The organism is Vibrio sp. E150_011 (genome assembly GCF_053544015.1).
Window position 1 is genome coordinate 19812 of sequence record NZ_JBHFOL010000028.1, and the last position, 17401, is coordinate 37212.

Consider the following 17401-nt stretch of genomic DNA (forward strand, 5'->3'; position numbering starts at 1 on the left):
CTAGCCCTTTGTTGTTTTTGCATTCTGTGTAGCAGATTAGCTTTAGCGACCTAAGCGGCTTTAATCTTGTAGGAACAGTTATTCTCTACATTTCGGCGATAAGTCGAACACCCCCAGAATACACCGTACTTGCCGCGCCTCAATTTCATTTCACTACCACAGCTCAAACACACTGGACGCTCATGTTCACAACTAGAATTAATGCAAACTTGGTAACCCTCTTTACTTTCTCGGGTCATCGGGCTTTCACACTGCTCACAAGGTGTTTCTTTATGCTTGCAACGGGGATACAGCGTACAAGACATAAACCTGCCGTATTGGCCCACTCTAGGCTTAAGAATGCCTGCCTTACAAGAATGGCAAACGGTTTTATCCGCCTTCTGTTGCATTAAAGACACATCAAATTCATCGATATCAACTGGGTACTTGTCTTTGAGTAATTCCGTTACGAAATCACTAGCATCGGTCATATCAGCAAGTAAGTACGCTTTGTGTTTCGCTCGAGTTAGGGCGACATAAAACAATCGGCGCTCTTCAGCATGTTCAAAACTGTCGCCTTGAGGCAACAAAGCGTCAATCAACGGGGGAATCTGTTTTTCTGACGGAAACCCATGCTTACCTGTTGTCAACCCCATAACAACAACATACTCGGCTTCCTTGCCTTTTGATGCATGAAAGGACTGGTTCTCTATGTCGAGCATTGGGTAACGCCCTCTGAGCCACTGTAAGTAGTTAGCATCCGGTAACTTGTACCAATACCTTGCCAATAAATAGACTTTATTTTTGGCTAGCTTATTCGACTCAAGTACTCGATTCGCAATTGAAGTTAATGCCTTATCTAATGAGGTCATTCCCTCCTCTTCAGCGCCTTGTCGGATGATACTCACGGCAGGGCCATCAACTTGTACAAGAGACTTAATATTCTTTTTTAGCTGAACTGGATTTTTTGTCACAAACTGAGTAGCAACATCTCCGATGGAATTATTAAACCTAAACGTCATGTCTAGGGTTGTTTGAGACGTTGAACCAAAGTACTGTTCAAAGTCTGTCGTTAAGCGAACATCTGCACCACTAAAGCGGTAGATGGCTTGCCAGTCATCACCAACACAAAACAGAGAAGAATCCTCTTTATTATCGCGTAGCGCTTTAACTAGCCTTGCCCTTGGTTCCGAAATATCTTGGAATTCATCAACAAGTAAATATTTCCACGGCGATTGAAATTGACCCGTTTCAACATACGACAATGCTTTGGAAATCATATCATTGAAATCGATGACGCTTTGCTCAAGCAGGTAATCTTGGTAGCGTTGTTGCAACGGCATCAACAGCTCTAGTGCTTTTTCCGTTTGCTTGGGGTCAATAGAGCTGTTAATTATTTGCTTAACCCCTTCCCCATCAAGACATGCGGCTTTATACATATCAACCATTGAACCTAGCAACCGTGCAAGCTCAGTGACCTGACCTGTCTGTTCTAAATTGTCGAGCAGAGTATTATCAGGCAGTGGGGTTGTATTTACCTCACGAGCTATAAGTTCACTCTCCAAAATACCTAAAATGGTTTGGTTACGATGTTGATGGTAATAGAGCTCCACATAACCCGTTCCATACTTAGCATGCGTTTCCCGCTTCCACTCTATCCCTTGTTGATATCTCTGTTTGTCGATATAAGGCGGAGGATTTCCGTTTTTATCAGTGCCGTAATATTCAATATAGATATCGTAATCAGGCAGGTAGAAATCTGGCTCATATTGTCGATACTGCTCCGTAGAGACGTTAATTCGATACTTGGCTTCATACTGGTAATTGATGCCTTTTCTATATAGCCAATTGGCAATCACCATTTCACCAAAACTTTTTACCTGTTCCCCTTTAAGAGTGCGGATATCATTATCGTTGAGGTACTTTAAGTACTCGCCTTGTGTTTTGAACTTGAATGGGTCTTTATCGACAAAATAATAAGCACTAAAATAGTCGAGTAGCGCTTTCTTGTATCGTGCATCCTGCATAAGAGACGAAATGGCGTCATTCATCCATTTTACTTTTGCTCGTACATCGCCTTCTAGGGGAGATAAACTTGGTGCTTTGCCCTCTACTTGGGCGATAATTTTGACACCAAGACTATGAAACGTACTTGCTTTTACATCATCGAATCCTAACTTTTCTTTTATCCTCTCATCCATTTCCTGTGCAGCGATACGGCCATAGGCAAGCATCAATATATCATTTGACGTGGCCTGCCCACTGTTAATCAAGTAGCCTGTTTTACCAACCATAACACTGGTTTTTCCAGTGCCGGCGCCCGCTAGAAGTAGGTTGTTATCATTATCGGTTACGCAAGCAATCCTTTGCTTTTCAGTAAGCGGATTAGACTCGACATTATCAAAGAACGTTTCGAACGCTTCCAATTGACGAACAGTGTATTCATGACGGATTCTATCTATATCAGATTGAGTCCAATTATTTATACTGCTAAGTTGCTCCGCCGTTTCCTGCGCTAAGTTCGAAAGTCCAGAGGCCTTATCCCAACCTTTCCAGCGCTTGAATTCATCATCAACACATTGTTTGATGTTTCGCACAACAGAATCACGGATAAAGCGCGAATGGCATTGATGATTAACCGACTTTAGAAAGTCTTTTAAACGTTCAGCATTGCGGTTAGCCCAATACGGAAAAAACCGATATGCGTGCTTTAACGTAAGAAGATAACTCAACATAGAAAAGCGGTGTTGTTCACCATTAACACGAAAACTCAGGCACCCACCAGCCAGTGAGACTTTGACGACTGGAGCGCTATCCAGTTGTTCCCATTTGAAAAAATGAGTTTCTTTACCCCTGATCGTTTTTATGCCCGTTTCACAGATCGTCAGAATCGCTTGTTTGTTAACAATCCGTGCGAGAGGGTTTGTGGTGAGTGTCCACTGGGTCATCGTACGCTACCGCCTAAAGTGTGATATGCCTCGTAAAGTGGCGTATTCTAACTTATTGGCTAAGTACTAGTATTTGCGCATTGTTAGGTTTTGTTTCTAAACAATCTAAGGACCGTTGATTAAGCGATACAATCAAACGATAAAGACATTTTAATAACCACTGACAGCAAAGAACAGCACGCCCTAATAGCAGAATTCTAACACCCTCAAATTTAAGTTTTTAATGCCATAACTTATTTTTATGGCACTAAAAACTTAAATTTATAAAGAATCAGGGGCGCGTTCACTATTTGCTTATCCCTTATAACCTTCTGCCCGTAACCGGTATTAGCATCACAATTTTCAGTCTCTAGAAGTCTATTCTAGAAACAGAAAATGAAGGATGCCCTATGACTAAACAACCAAATATCCTTGTCTTTATGACAGATCAACAGCGTGGTGATAGCCTTACTAACACAGACATCATCATGCCTAACTTACGCTCTTTAATGGATAAAGGCGTTCACTTTAGTAATACCCATTGTCCGTCTCCCCATTGTTGCCCTTCACGAGCAACCTTTTTTACAGGGCAATACCCAACACAACATGGCATTTGGAATAATGTCTGTGTGCAAAATAGCCTCTCAAAGGAAATTAATCCCCATTCAAGCCTGTTTAGCAGTCTGTTAAGCCAAAAAAATTATCACAACTATTTTGCCGGAAAATGGCACGTTTGTTATGAAACTGGACCAGAAGATCATCATTTCGAAGAACTGTTGGTCACCAGCAACAAGGCTTCAAAAAACGATCCCACGTCGGCCGCAATGATGCCAGGCTGGGAGATGTACAAGACGCTCTCGCAGCAAGAACATACACCACGACAGCCAGGACAAATCTTGAGGTATGGTTACCCTGATTATGTACATTATGGCATTGATGAAAATCCGTTTAATGATCGAGGTGTTGTTGAGTCTGCCCTCAAAAAATTACAACAACTCAGGAGTAGCGATGACCCGTGGTTGATGTATATCGGCACTTTAGGCCCACACGACCCTTACTTTGTGCCCCAGTATTTCCTGAATATGTATGCCGATTACGAGGTTGAATTAAGTGATATTCACTTCGATAACATGTTGGATAAACCGGTTTATAACCGAAAGGTCAAGGCGCTGTTTGATCAACTAAGCATTGAAGAGAAAAAGGCATCGATAAAACACTATATGGCTTTCTGTACTTACGAAGATCACCTCTTTGGTTTAGTACTCGATGAGCTAAAGCGGCACAATCGTTTTGACGATACCTTAATCCTATTTACTAGCGATCATGGGGATTACAACGGTGAACATGGTTTGTGGTGCAAGGGGTTACCTGCATTTAGAGGGGCTTACCACATCCCTGCCGTCGCTTATTGGAAGAATGGCATAGTAAATCCCGGTCGAACCGTAGAGCACCTAGTGTCGTTAGCTGACTTTGCTCCTACCATTCTTGAGCTAGCGAATACCGAATTCAGTCAAACTATTGTTGGCAGTAGCTTGACTCAATACCTTTACGACCTAGATACAACTAATAAAAAAGATTATCTCTATACCCAAACCAATGGAAATGAAGTGTATGGCATTCAACGTGCTGTATTTAATGACGACTGGAAATTGGTTTACAACGCACTCGATACAGACGAACTCTACAACCTAAAACAAGACCCTAACGAACTTAATAACCTGATAGAACAACACGATCTCATCGGCACTCGCAAAAAACTGTACAAAAAAATGTGGGAGTTTGCGGCAAGCACAAACGATCAATGTGTTAACCCTTATATCCTCGTGGGTTTAGCAGAATTTGGTCCTGCGATTGCATTTGAGTAAATAAGGAAAAAAAACATGAATGTATGGACGTTACTCTCATTTATAGGTTTCACCTCTTTGGTGGCCATTATCTCTTACAATGCAACTAAAAAAGAGGACCTAAAGTCCAGTGATGGCTATTTTCTCGGTGGGCGTAGCCTATCGGGGTTATCTATCGGCTTTTCGATACTGCTAACCAACTGGTCTGCCGAGCAACTGATAGGATTGAATGGGCAAGGCTATTCTGTGGGGTTGTCCAACATGGGTTGGGCGGTGACTTCAGCGATGGCTTTTGTAATGATGGCGGTTGTTTTTTTGCCGTACTTTATTAAGAAAGGTATTACCACTATTCCTGACTATATAGAAGCTCGCTTCGGTTCTATGGCACGTAATGTTATCGCTTGGTGTATTTTGGTTAATATGGCCGCGATAGCCCTACCAACGGTTGTCTACGCAGGCGCTCTGGGTTTAAGTAAAATATTTTCTGTGGCGACTCTATTTAACATTTCCGACTCTGCTGCACTGACCCTTTCTATTGTTTTTATTACTGTAATTGGCGGTATTTATGCCATATTCGGAGGATTAAAGGCCGTTGTTGTCTCGGATACGGTCAATGGCATTGGGTTCTTCGTAGGCAGTATTTTTGTATTAATACTTGGTTTGCAAACATTAGGAGCGGGGGATGTTGGGGATGGTGTCTATGAATTGGTAACCAACAATCAACAGATGCTCAATGCCGTCACCTCGCCGAAAGTTAACGTTCCTTTTGGCGCCATCTTTACCGGTATGGTATTGATCAACATCTATTGGGCTTGTACCAACCAAGTCATTATCCAACGAGCGTTAGGTGCAAAAAATGTCGCAGAAGGCCAAAAAGGCGTACTGTTTGCGGGTCTGATTAAGATTATCAGTGTAGTTATTTTAATTGTCCCAGGGATTATTGCTTACCACCTTTATGGTAACGAAGGTATTCGTCCTGACGAAGCTTATCCACTGCTTGTAAGTCGAGTATTACCCGATGCATTTATTGGTTTCTTTGGAGCAGTATTGTTTGGCGCCATTATTTCAACCTTTAACTCTACCATTAACTCATGTTCAACTATTTTTGCAGTTAATATCTACAAGCCGTATAAACAAGGCAAAATTAACAATGATCAATGTATCAAAGCTGGTAAATGGTTTGGTACCGGCCTTGCCATTTTTGCTGCCATTTGCGCCCCATACATCAAAAATGCACCTCAAGGTCTGTATATGTTCATGCAAGAGTTTAATGCATTGTTCACCGTGCCTATGCTGCTCATGATTTTAGTTGGTATGATGTCGAAAAAAGCTTCTTCAAAATCCGTACTAGCAGGTATGGCAACCTATGGTGCACTTTACTTATTCTTCAAGTTTGGTTACACAGGTTGGGATCTTCACTTCTTACACAAAACGGCCATCTATTTTGTTTGTGGCCTTGTAGTAACTGGCGTTATGACTTACCTGAATCCGATCAATTATGTTAATAATACAGGCGATGAAGCACCAGTAAACGTTGAGAACTGGAAACATCTTCCTATTGCATCTATAACGGTGTTAGGGGTTATGGTCGCAACCTACGCTATTTTCTCACCGCTTGGTGTGGTCGCGCCAGCGGATGAAATTGTAGGTAACATTACAATGATCGTCATCATGACGACAATCGGTATCTTTGCGGTCAATTACGCCTACAACGCCTTTATGAAAGAACGTAAAAAAGACAGTGATGCCTCAACAAACCTCGCAAAAGAGAGTTAATCGAGAGAGGCTATATCGAAGCACAAAACCTTAATGTAAAAAATCCAGTGGTAAGCCACTGGATTTTTTACATTAAGGTTTTGTTAGAGCAGAGGCGAACTATGATTGAGGTTATAAAGCTCGGCCTGTTGACTGATTGCGTTAATGAATTCGTTGACCAGAGGGGTTCGTTTGTAGGCCGGGGGAACCCATGCACCGATGTGATAAGACCAAATAGGTTCGTCAATGACCAGCTCTACAATCCCGTGGTGGCGCACCTTTTCGTATAAAGTGTGAGAGATACACATTAGACCGTCATTCTTACAGAGTGTCATCAAGGCTACTTCCATGAATTCAGTTTCCAAAGTAAACCTGACAGGCGCAACTTGCTCTCTATCAAGCAATTGGTTTACATGCTCTAAAATCTTCTCTGAGTGTTGATAAGCTATCCATGGGTAATGGACAAGTTGATCTAATTTGCACTTTTTCATATGCGCCAATTTGTGGCTTTCGTGCGCAACGATACATAGCCGAGTGTCAATTAAAGGGATAAAAGTGAGTTCTTTATTAACATCTAACCCAATACTATCTTCTCCGCCAAGGGCAATGTCCAATTCTCCCGACAACATACGCGGGATCAGTTGTGAGATCGTATCTGACTCAATCATCATACGACTGTTCGGGAAGCGTAATAAGAAGTCTGATATTATTGCGCACAAAGGCATTTCCCACGCCGGACCAGAGCCTATCTTGATTCGGTCGTGTTGCGAAAACAAATCCTCAATATCGCTCGCCATCGCCTGCAATTCGTTTTCCATTCGCTTGCAACGCTCGAGCACGATTGTCCCTGCTGGCGTGATCTCTACGCCCTTTGAGTTACGCACAAATAAAGGCGTTTTGTAACGTTTTTCCAAGGTCTTAATACTTTTACTAATAGCCGGTTGTGTGATATTCAACGCTGCACTGGCTTGTGATATAGAGCCTTGATAAGCCACTTGCATAAAATGAACATAAACCTTTTCCATATCCCCCCCAGCTGTATGCTTGATTCGTTTTCTACACGATCTAATGAGCGCTAGACATAGCTAACCCAACTCTCGGTGAAGCGCCAACTAGACTTCAGTGTCGGTTTCTCACAATACATTGCTATTTACACCATGCACTAATGTGGTGGCCATATTTTGGTTTGAATCATAAAGCTTCTAGTAACCCCTAGCCCGGCCAGGACGTTTTTGTTCAGCAGCTTGCAATGCTTGTAGATAAGTTAAGGAGACCGCTTTGCTTGTGCCGATAGCCTTATCGTTTTACGCTATATGATACGCACGATCTTGTTATATATCTGTGATGGTTCGACGAGTTTGTTTGAGACTAGGGGGGATGATGTAGAGCATATCTAAGTTAGATATACCATCTATGCCCGTATATCTTCCGTAAGATACAACTTGCAGAGTTGTTCGTTGTTTTGTTTTCACTATCAACTCAATCACGACATAACAGCTATCGCCGCTTCATCTTTTAGGGCATCCGTTCCCCTCACTGTGCGATTAAATTGGTTTGGTGATCCGGCAGGTTCGAATTCTGTCGGGAGCGCCAAATAAAAAATGCCTTAGCTAATTTATTAGCTAAGGCATTTTAGTTCTAGTCCACAAATAACCAAGCACCGTCGTTGTTTACTCTTAACCTAACTTTCTCTAAAGCAGCAGGAACAATAATACCGAAACTAGTAATCCGCCCCCTAAAAACATGGGATACGCTATACGGCTAATATCATTTGCCATTTCAGGTTCTTCTTGTGACTGTGAATTAGGCACTGACGATGCTTCACTTTCAATGACGTCATCACTTTGCGTACAGGTGTCTTCCGCACCAAACAATTTAATGATTTGCTCGGTCGAATTTGCTGCTAACAATTCGTCTCGGAAATCATCATCAACCAGTGATGACGTTAATGTGGTTAACACTTCGATGTGCGTTGATCCGGCCTCGGCTAGCGGAATCGCAATCAAAAAAACCATCTTGACGGGTTCATCACCGTCAATGCCTTGCCACATTAACTCGTCTCGAACAAAAGCGCAGGCGAAAGCGGGCTCAATTACTGCGGGAGACTTACCATGAGGTACCGCTAGGTATTCACCAAGTGCCGTCGGTCCCTCTTCTTCACGTAACAGCACCGCGTCTAAAAACTGCTCTTTGTTACTCAATTTACCGGCTTGGTCTATTTTGTCAGTGAGAGCATTAATGGCTGCGAATCGATCTTCAAATACAGCATCGAGCAGGATTAAACTTTCTGAAGTCAGGTCTGATAATTTCATTGCTAATTCCTTATTGCTGCTTTAACCAAACGAATTGGTATGGATTCAAAGTAACTGTGTTTCGTAACGACATATTAGTAATTAAGTCATACTCACCATCTTTCAATTGTACGCCTTGGGGTTGGTCACTTAAATTGACGATACAACGAATGGAATCAGAGCCTTCTCCACGTTGAAGCGCAAAAATATGACTCCCAAGCTCTAGTATTTTCTGGGACGATAAAGGAGAGAATGCTCGATGCTGCTTGCGTATGGCAAAGAGTTCAACCAATCGACGATATACCCGCTCTCTCAGCGAACCAAACTCCATTAACTGAACCTCAAGTTCATCCAAATCAAACTTCATTCGATTGATGCGGCGATTGATGCCTGATTCATTCATACCCTTAACGTCATTCTCACTACCCAAGAAGCTGTGATAATAAATAGCAGGTACACCAATGAACGATAATAATATTGATTGAGCGGCTATAAACTTATCAACCTTACTTTCAATTGAATCATCTGGCTCAGTAATGGCACTCAGATAGTTAATATTTAATTCATATGGAGACTGAGTGCCGTCGCCATTATTCTTGTAATTTACACGCCCACCCTTTCGCTCAACTTGCTCACACATGAGTTGACGATCTTCGTTCGTCAAAATGCCTTCTGTTGGGCGTACCCCTATGCCATCATGGCTTGCGAGGAAGTTAAAGTAAGTTGTCTTGCGTCCTTCTTTTAACGATGTCATAGCTTCTTCAGTTAGCCCTTTGGCCCACTCAGTCAATACCTTGCTATTGTTGCTCATAAAAGCATGCAGAGTTAAAGGGGGTAATGGGAACTGGTAGACCATATGCGCTTCATTGCCCTGACCAAAATACGAAACATTCTCCTTGTGTGGTACATTCGTTTCCGTGATCAGTAATGCCCCCGGGATCGCTTCATCAAATATTATTCTCCACAATTGGATGATTTGGTGAACTTCAGGCAGATGTATGCACGTGCTATTAAGCACCTTCCAAATAAAACCAATCGCATCCAAACGGATAGAACGACCACCGTTTGCAGCGTACATCAACAAAATATCAATACTTTCCAAAAGCACTTTAGGGTTGTGGAAATTAATATCGATTTGATCGTCCGAGAAGGTCGTCCAAATATGAGCAGTCTCACCCGAAGCCTTTTTAAACGGCGTCAGGAGCGGCAAAGCACGGGGACGCGTCACACTTGAATAGTCTCGGTTTGGATCAGACTCAATAAAATAATCTTGGTATTTTTCGTCGCCTGCTAAATATCCTTTAAACCAACCGCTACTTTTAGATATATGATTGATTACACAGTCATACATCAAATCAAAGTTTTCAGACAAAGCATTCAAATGCTGCCAGTCGCCTAGGTTTTCATCTATTTTCCGATAATCAACGACACTAAAGCCATCATCAGACGTGTAGGGGAACATCGGCAGAATATGAATATTGCTGATTGAGCCTTTTACATATTTATCGGCAAACGACTTCATACTGATCAGTGTACTTTCACCGGGTCTGCAAAAACTGTCACCATACGTGATGAGGTAAGATGTAGTCTCATCGACCCACTGTGTGTATTGCGGTGCACGTAGCTTCCATTTCTCAATTAAGACTAAGATGTCTTGAGTAATCGAATTAGCCTTATCTTCACCATAAATTTCAGTCACTTTATTGAAGATTTCTTTTTCAATCATGTCTTTGTCCTAATTGAGCAGCAGCAAACGTTACGCGTAAATCAATACTGTTGTTTGGTTTAACCGTCGGTCTTGGAGCATGACCAAAGCTTGCAGAATCTGTGTATGTCTTTGGCTGTTCTCTATAATCAACTAGCTCAACTTGTTTAAACTGCGTAAACGCATTGAAATCAAGTTCTATCTCTGAGGGCGTTGGGTTAAACAACCGGACGATCACCGCATCTTTGTGGTAAAAAGAGTGCCCAATACTTGATAACACCAATGGCTGCTTGAGCGTAAGTAAGCTAAATGATGCTAAACGTTCACGTGAATCGAACCGGACTTGGAAACGCTCTAATCGGTTTTCAAAGCTATTCAGCGTTTGCTTTTGGTAGCTAAATGGTGCGTCAAGATATTCACACTCTAAACGACGAATAGTACTGTGTTGCGCGTCTTTCGCTAACGTTAGAGCAAAGCTAAATTGCATCGATTTTTGCAGCTGTGCATCTGGAGTGTTTACCACGGTGTTGTTAATGCCAGAAGCTCGCCCCGGTCGCCACGCTAAATCATCTTTACCCAGTACACCTGTAGATTTGAATAGAGTGAGCGCAACCTTGTCTGAGTGCTCGCCTTTGATGATTTGGAACTCTTTGAGACCGCTGCCGTTAATCACTAACGCTTTGTTTTGCTCGGCCAACGCCACAGAACCTTCCGTTGTTTCGATGTCAACGGGACATTCTCGGAACGTTTTCTCCCAGCCTTCAATTGATGGTTCGATTGGGCGCTCCATCAGTGCAAATGGTTGTGTGCTAATCGACGTATTGGATTGAATATCTGTATTAACCAACACTCGCACGCGGTGATCCTTCGCTTGATTCATCGTTTTGATGCACACTATAAGCTGCTCACTGCCTTTGCTAAGCGTTAAGCCCACCTCAAACACAGCCTGATGATCATTCTGATTCGCAACGCGGGCATTAAGGTCAACTGGAATATCAAGTGTCGCACGGACCATCATCACTTGTTCAGTCTCACCAATTTGTGTTTCGATAAGCTCAATCGATTGGTTATACAAGGGGGTGTCACCTTGTAATGGAGAGAAGTCATAAGAATCACCGTCATCCGCCTGCTCTTCAAATGTGAGAAGTTGAGGAATAATCCGATTCGTCTTTTTGTCGACCAATTGAAGCTGGCGCCCTTCACAAGTCAGTTTAAGAAAAGCGTTTTCAATGGACTTTTGTTCACGGACTTGAACTTGACGATTACTTGTATCGCTTGGCTGCACTTCAAATACCTGATAGCCCATCGCAGGTAAGCCAACAACGGAAATATTCAATTCAAAACGATAATATGGCGGAACGGAGACTTCTTTCTCGCCGTCTTTCGTTACTTCAATCACCTTGCCGCCATCTAAAGCTTCACACTTAAGTACTTCGACAGCATAGTATTCGTGACCATCGGTGATGGCGATGTTTTCATGTGAACTGAATACGACAGCCCTAACCAGACCAGAGTATGGTTGCAGTCGCCCATTGAAAAGCATCAACTCACCGTCATTACAACTGCTCGCTATTTCTTTGATCACAAGGTTGTATAAACCGTGACAAATTTCTTGAGCCTGCTTTAAGCGATGCATAATGTCAGTATTGGTCGCATCGCTATTACAACCGCCGATGCTATCATGGGCATGGCATTCAAGAATTTTTTTCCACGCGATATCAATCAGTTCAGTATGTACCGTAATGCCTTGCGCTTTAGCAATGGCAATTACCACTTCAAGCTTTTTAATTAAGAACTGTTCTATATCGAAATTAAGCTTTTTGATGTCATATCGAACTGAGCCAATAGTTTTATGAATTCGTGCATAGCGTGGAGCTTTAAATTCGCCTTTATAAGTTTCAAAGCTCTCGCTATTATCACGTAGTACATCGATAAATGCTTCCATAGAAGAAATCGCATACACATCTTGATTTGGTGAGCGCTGCGTCGCAGTCTGCAGTGTTTTGGGAAGCTCAGGGTCAATATTTACCTGGTCACCACCCGAGGGAATAAGTACTTCGTTCAAGCCAGAAAGCGACTTAATTTTCTCAACCATAGGGAAGATTTTTTTATCTAAGTGCTCTGGAGTCGCGATCATATTTTTCGCAGCGCCATAACCATGCACAAGATTGTAGGCGTAAATTTCATCCCCACCAGCCGAACGCCAATTGAAGTTCGAGCGTTTTACTTGTTGATCGTAATCAATCCCACGCCAAAAAATAATGTTATCGATACCCATCCCTTTAAACAGCGTGGGCATCTGCGCGTTATGACCGAACGTATCCGGCAAATAGCCGACTTTCATGCTGTAACCCAAACTTTCGGCAATATGCATACCATATTTAAGGTTGCGAATAATCGATTCGCCCGCGACGTTATAGGTATCCGTTTGAGTGTACCAAGGACCAATAAAAAGCTTTTTGTCCGTTACTAGCTGCGCCAGACGACCACGCATGTGTGGCAGAACGTTGAGATAATCCTCAACAATAGATGATTGACCATCTAGGTGGTAGCAACTGTATTCTGGTTGATTTTCTAACGTTTCAATAACTTTCGTAAAGTTATACGTTGCTAAGACGTCACTGTCTTGTTGGGTAAAATACCACTCACGATCCCAGTGTGTATGTGGAACTACATGAATTTTAGCCATTGATTTATCTCTATTTTTCTTAATTTAGAATGAAAGAGGCGCGGTAATGCCTCTTTCATTAATTTTTTAATAAAAGGGGCCAGCTTAGGCGTTATTTGGTTGTGGTTTTGTACAGAGCAATAATGCTGCGGCAATAAAGCTTGAACCAACGATTACCGATATGGTGTAGCTGATTGGGTCTGATGATAAGAACCACCCCCATACTGCAGGCAGTGGCAAGCTTTGATATACGTTAAGAACAACAGCCAATTGAGTTCCGATAATTGAACCAAGAATCATAATTGGGATCATCTTAGGATTCTTTAGAATGAACGGAATTGCGCCTTCTGAAATACCAATCATGCCTAACATGAGAGATGTCTTACCCACTGTTTGTTCTTCTGGCGTGAAGACGCGCTTGCGAAATTTGCCATCTAGCATAGCCGCTAGGCCAACACCGATTGGTGGGATGACGATCCCCAACTCACGAGCGACTAGGTCAAAACCTTCACTCATGCCATTAAGGCCAAGTGCCACCGAACCTGCGGCCTTGTTAATCGGACCACCCAAGTCAAACGCTGTACCTGCTGCGATAACCATTGAGTAGATACCACGGCCTGCATCACCGGCTTCGGTGAATAATTTGATCATCGCTAGATTCAAGGCACCAAAGAATGGATTGATCGCATATTCCATCGTAAACACCATGACGACACCTGTTACTGCGGGGATCAGCAACATCGTTTTAAGTGTCGTTAGATCGGTTCTGACCTTAATGACATCGTTTAAATAACGGACCAAGTAACCAACGATGAAGCCAATAGCAATTGCACCAAAGAAGCCTGATGGCGCCCATGCTTCCAAGTCAAAGAACCTTTTGTACGGCTCATCTGTCATTAATCCACCAATAAAGGCTGGAATAAGAGCAGGTTTGCCTGCAATTGAATAAGCTAAATATGCGGCGAAAATGGGGTACATAAACTTGATGGTCATAAAGCCAAGTTTATCTAGCATTTGAAAAGGAGTACCTGAAATATCAATGAACTCGCCAGTGATCTTCGCAATGGCCATCAATAGACCACCAAGCACTACGACAGGCAGCATGTAGCTGATACCTGTCATGATATGGCCTATCGCAACTTGATAAGCAGAACGCTTTTCATCATGTACTTCCGCATCTGCCTCCGACTTTTCTTTGCCACGAAGGAACACTGTCGGCAAGATGTCGTCGACACGTTTAATCAGCTCTTGAGTACGAATTTTTAGAGGGTTCGCATTATCAAAACGTTCCATATCCATAATGGGCACGTCGACGGCCAATACGACGCCATCAGCAGTCGCAATGTCGTGGGCTGTTAGTTTGTTCTTAACACCATCACTACCTTGGGTTTCAACCTTAACTTCATAACCTTGCTTTTCAGCCCAGCTTTGAATTTTCTTAGCAGCCATGAACGTGTGTGCAATGCCAGTAGGGCAGGCGGTCACTGCAACCAGTTTTTTCTTACTCATGGTTTAGTACCTTATTATTATCGACTGCGGCTAGTATATGAGCATGAATATTTCCTGACACAGTTTCGTCGTACAACTTCCGTATCATGATACATCTGTGATTGAAGTCATGGTAATTTGCCTGATTTTCGCGCGTAATATTGATAATCAATTCAATAATAGCTGAGAGCAATGAACACATTTCAAGGTATAGAACGCGCTATTTACGAATATTTAATCGGTCACGCCAGTGAGTTGCATGATATTTCCGCCAAGACCATTGCCAATAAAGCCTTAACGACGACGACATCGGTAAACCGAGTGTGTAAAAAGATGGGCTATTCAAGTTACACCGAGCTACGCTACAAACTAGCAAATGAACTAAATCATCAAGCTACTGCTCCAGCAACGGAGGCAAACGCACATCAAATAATTAGTGTAGCGAATACATTAAAATCATCGCCTGTGGTGTATCTATATTCTCGTGGAGCTTCCATCGTTAGCGTGAACTATCTATCTCGATTCTTGTCTCTCGCGAATTTGCCTCATTTGGTTATCACTGATATTCATCAACTGACACGAGCTGAACTCGGTACCCTACTTCTCATCAGTAAATCCGGAGAGACCAACGCTGTCATAGAAATGGCAAATAACACCAAACGCAAAGGACTAAAGGTGTTAGGAATTAGTCATAAAGGCTCAACGCTCGATCAAGTTTGCCATTTAAATGTCGACTTAGAAGAGCAAGTGGATGGTATTTCTTTATATGGAAGGGAATCTCAGATTCATACGCTACAAATCATCGATCAAATCGGAAAAGAGCTATTGGCTTTCTAGCTTTTTAGCTTTTTAGCTTTTTAAACGATGCATGAAAAAGCAGCCTTTCTCAGTGTTTTTGGGTAACAAGTGTTAGTGAGCTCGGTAACAGTACACCTCTGGACATAGCAGTATCAGTGGATGAGTAAAATGAATAAAAGATAACTTGTTGGAAGTATCCTATGTTTTGATCGGGAATAGGCCACGCGTATATAGATTTTCACTCTGTCTATTGGCTAATTTCCAAAATCAATAATTGAAAGTTGCATTGGGTAACTGTCCTTCACTGGCTTCGCTGTTGTCATTCCGGTGGAGAAATCATCTTCAAGCTGCAGGCTATCGATAAACTGCTGGCGGTCGACCTGCCCTCGATAAGAAAACTGATTCAGTACATAAGGGACGGCATTGGAACCGGCTGGTAGCGGGCCTTGCATAAGATGGAAATGCAGATGAGGTGCTGAGGTATTTCCCGAATTACCCAGCTGAGCAATAGTGTCTCCCGACTGAATTCTGTCACCTTTTTTAACTAAGATAGAGCCGCTCTTTAGGTGGCCATACATGCCATAAAAACCATTGTCGAACAAAATTACGATAGCATTACCATCAACTGTCTCTAAGGAAATTGACCGAGGGTCAGGTATTGTCCCGGGTAATTGGTCTGGCAACCCATCAATGACCTTAATCACTTTACCCGCCCCCATTGCAATAACATTTGCACCGTAACTAAACCAATTCGTAAGCTTGTCTGGCGAGCCTGTGAACAAGTGCCCATTATCATCCAGCTGCATCCAGTCTATCGCATAGCGCTGAGAGTTAACCAACTCACCATTGATCGTCGCCACCGAAAACCGGTGTGGGAAACCCACTTGGCAACAACTATTAATTGCAACCCAGCGGTCCCCTTCAACAGGGCGTTCCATTACAGGAGGTAACGTGCCACTAATGGGATGCTGGGCGGCCAAATACTCCAAAGAGACCGCCTCTTTGCTTCCTGGGTTATTGGCTCCTAATGCAGTAATACGATGTACTACCTTTTTTGGAATATCACTACGCTCCGAAAAAGTGAGCTCCACGGCCAACAGACGACCACCATTTCTTTCGATGTTGGTATTGTTTACAGGGCGAGTGCCAAGCAGTGCGAGTTGCTCAATGAGCTTTTTTTCATCGAAAGAAATCAATACATTCTTGTGATCATCCGCATCTAATACCGACAATGACAAAAGCTTTGCGTCGATATTCCTTGCGGCGTTAGTGATCTCTAACTCATAAGTGACGTTGAACTTCCCATTGGTTCCTAACACCGGGACACTCATCGATGTCAATGGGCGTACAAGCACCGATGTATACACCTCTTGATATGGCTGCGCATGTAATTCTGAGCTAGCCATACTGGCCATCAATAGGAACACAACATATTTCATAATGCATCCTTGCATGTTAAACAGAGAACTTCACGGTCATAATTGCCGATGAAACAGAGTATAGTCATGCCATGAAAAACTGCGGATGTAACGGACGACTTAACCTTTCCTCATTACAAAATTTGGAAGCGACCCATTGTTTTCACTGACTGTTAAATGTCTTCTTAACAAGGTCGGTATCTCGACCAAATCTAGGCTTATGGCAACAAGCAAGTAGTACCTCTCAATGTTAAGCATTTCACAATACCGAACGTTTCCATGAATCCGGCTTACTTAGCGGCTCCAGCTCTATTTAAGACATCTAATATCTCAACGATTGAATTGCTCAGCTGATCGCTTTTAACCGCTCATATTGACTCCCACCCATAATTTTTCATTACTTTAAGGGCTCTTCTCCGCTTACGTGAGCTTGACAGAAGAGTAAAACATTGAGCTTACCTCAGAAACCGATAGCTGTTTGATCTTCAGTTTGAAGTATTCTGTATCTCTGATCCCTCGTACTCTTCT

The 17401-nt window shown here is 42.7% G+C and carries 10 protein-coding genes; 3 read left to right on the top strand and 7 right to left on the bottom strand.

All coding sequences use genetic code 11. From position 1 onward, the window contains the following. Nucleotides 1-50 precede the first annotated feature (50 nt). Nucleotides 51-2927, bottom strand: coding sequence for a UvrD-helicase domain-containing protein (locus ACE1OE_RS23280; protein WP_449212404.1), 2877 nt, complete (start codon nt 2925-2927; stop codon nt 51-53). Between the two features lie 389 nt (nt 2928-3316). Here ACE1OE_RS23280 and ACE1OE_RS23285 point away from each other — a divergent pair, with 389 nt between their 5' ends. Next, nucleotides 3317-4771: a sulfatase-like hydrolase/transferase gene (locus tag ACE1OE_RS23285; RefSeq protein ID WP_449212405.1), complete on the top strand. Its 1455-nt coding sequence runs from the start codon at nt 3317-3319 to the stop codon at nt 4769-4771. Nucleotides 4772-4786: 15 nt separating this feature from the next. Further along, nucleotides 4787-6526 (top strand): solute:sodium symporter family transporter, encoded by a 1740-nt coding sequence (locus tag ACE1OE_RS23290; RefSeq protein WP_449212406.1) that lies wholly within the window; start codon nt 4787-4789, stop codon nt 6524-6526. Nucleotides 6527-6609: 83 nt separating this feature from the next. Here ACE1OE_RS23290 and ACE1OE_RS23295 read toward each other — a convergent pair whose 3' ends face one another. From ACE1OE_RS23295 to ACE1OE_RS23315, 5 genes are all read right to left on the bottom strand, one after another. Next, nucleotides 6610-7530 (bottom strand): LysR family transcriptional regulator, encoded by a 921-nt coding sequence (locus ACE1OE_RS23295; RefSeq protein ID WP_449212407.1) that lies wholly within the window; start codon nt 7528-7530, stop codon nt 6610-6612. 666 nt (nt 7531-8196) lie between these two features. Continuing rightward, entirely contained in the window at nt 8197-8817 is a 621-nt protein-coding gene (locus ACE1OE_RS23300) for a fructose PTS transporter subunit IIA (RefSeq protein ID WP_449212408.1), read from the bottom strand. A gap of 10 nt (nt 8818-8827) precedes the next feature. After that, the gene (locus ACE1OE_RS23305; RefSeq protein ID WP_449212409.1) at nt 8828-10522 is read right to left on the bottom strand and encodes a sugar phosphorylase; all 1695 of its coding nucleotides are present in this window, start codon (nt 10520-10522) and stop codon (nt 8828-8830) included. Beyond that, a complete protein-coding gene (locus ACE1OE_RS23310) occupies nt 10515-13190 on the bottom strand; it encodes a glycoside hydrolase family 38 N-terminal domain-containing protein (protein WP_449212410.1) in 2676 nt (891 codons plus the stop codon). Before ACE1OE_RS23310 ends, ACE1OE_RS23305 begins: the two co-directional genes overlap by 8 nt. Nucleotides 13191-13274: 84 nt before the next feature. Then, a complete protein-coding gene (locus tag ACE1OE_RS23315; RefSeq protein WP_449212411.1) occupies nt 13275-14678 on the bottom strand; it encodes a PTS fructose transporter subunit IIC in 1404 nt (467 codons plus the stop codon). 171 nt (nt 14679-14849) lie between these two features. On the opposite strand from ACE1OE_RS23315, the gene ACE1OE_RS23320 reads away from it, so the two are divergent. Next, nucleotides 14850-15494, top strand: coding sequence for a MurR/RpiR family transcriptional regulator (locus tag ACE1OE_RS23320; protein WP_449212412.1), 645 nt, complete (start codon nt 14850-14852; stop codon nt 15492-15494). Nucleotides 15495-15709: 215 nt separating this feature from the next. Here the strand turns inward: ACE1OE_RS23320 and ACE1OE_RS23325 are convergent, their stop codons facing one another. Beyond that, nucleotides 15710-16894 carry a M23 family metallopeptidase gene (locus tag ACE1OE_RS23325; protein WP_449212413.1) on the bottom strand — a complete coding sequence of 395 codons (1185 nt, stop codon included), beginning with the start codon at nt 16892-16894 and terminating at the stop codon, nt 15710-15712. Nucleotides 16895-17401: the final 507 nt, after the last annotated feature.

Excerpts from the sequence above, each read along its gene's own strand:
- ACE1OE_RS23310 (WP_449212410.1), bottom strand. The coding sequence starts at position 13,190 with ATGGCTAAAATTCATGTAGTTCCACATACACACTGGGATCGTGAGTGG.
- ACE1OE_RS23295 (WP_449212407.1), bottom strand. The coding sequence starts at position 7,530 with ATGGAAAAGGTTTATGTTCATTTTATGCAAGTGGCTTATCAAGGCTCT.
- ACE1OE_RS23290 (WP_449212406.1), top strand. The coding sequence starts at position 4,787 with ATGAATGTATGGACGTTACTCTCATTTATAGGTTTCACCTCTTTGGTG.
- ACE1OE_RS23280 (WP_449212404.1), bottom strand. The coding sequence starts at position 2,927 with ATGACCCAGTGGACACTCACCACAAACCCTCTCGCACGGATTGTTAAC.
- ACE1OE_RS23300 (WP_449212408.1), bottom strand. The coding sequence starts at position 8,817 with ATGAAATTATCAGACCTGACTTCAGAAAGTTTAATCCTGCTCGATGCT.
- ACE1OE_RS23325 (WP_449212413.1), bottom strand. The coding sequence starts at position 16,894 with ATGAAATATGTTGTGTTCCTATTGATGGCCAGTATGGCTAGCTCAGAA.
- ACE1OE_RS23315 (WP_449212411.1), bottom strand. The coding sequence starts at position 14,678 with ATGAGTAAGAAAAAACTGGTTGCAGTGACCGCCTGCCCTACTGGCATT.
- ACE1OE_RS23285 (WP_449212405.1), top strand. The coding sequence starts at position 3,317 with ATGACTAAACAACCAAATATCCTTGTCTTTATGACAGATCAACAGCGT.
- ACE1OE_RS23320 (WP_449212412.1), top strand. The coding sequence starts at position 14,850 with ATGAACACATTTCAAGGTATAGAACGCGCTATTTACGAATATTTAATC.
- ACE1OE_RS23305 (WP_449212409.1), bottom strand. The coding sequence starts at position 10,522 with ATGATTGAAAAAGAAATCTTCAATAAAGTGACTGAAATTTATGGTGAA.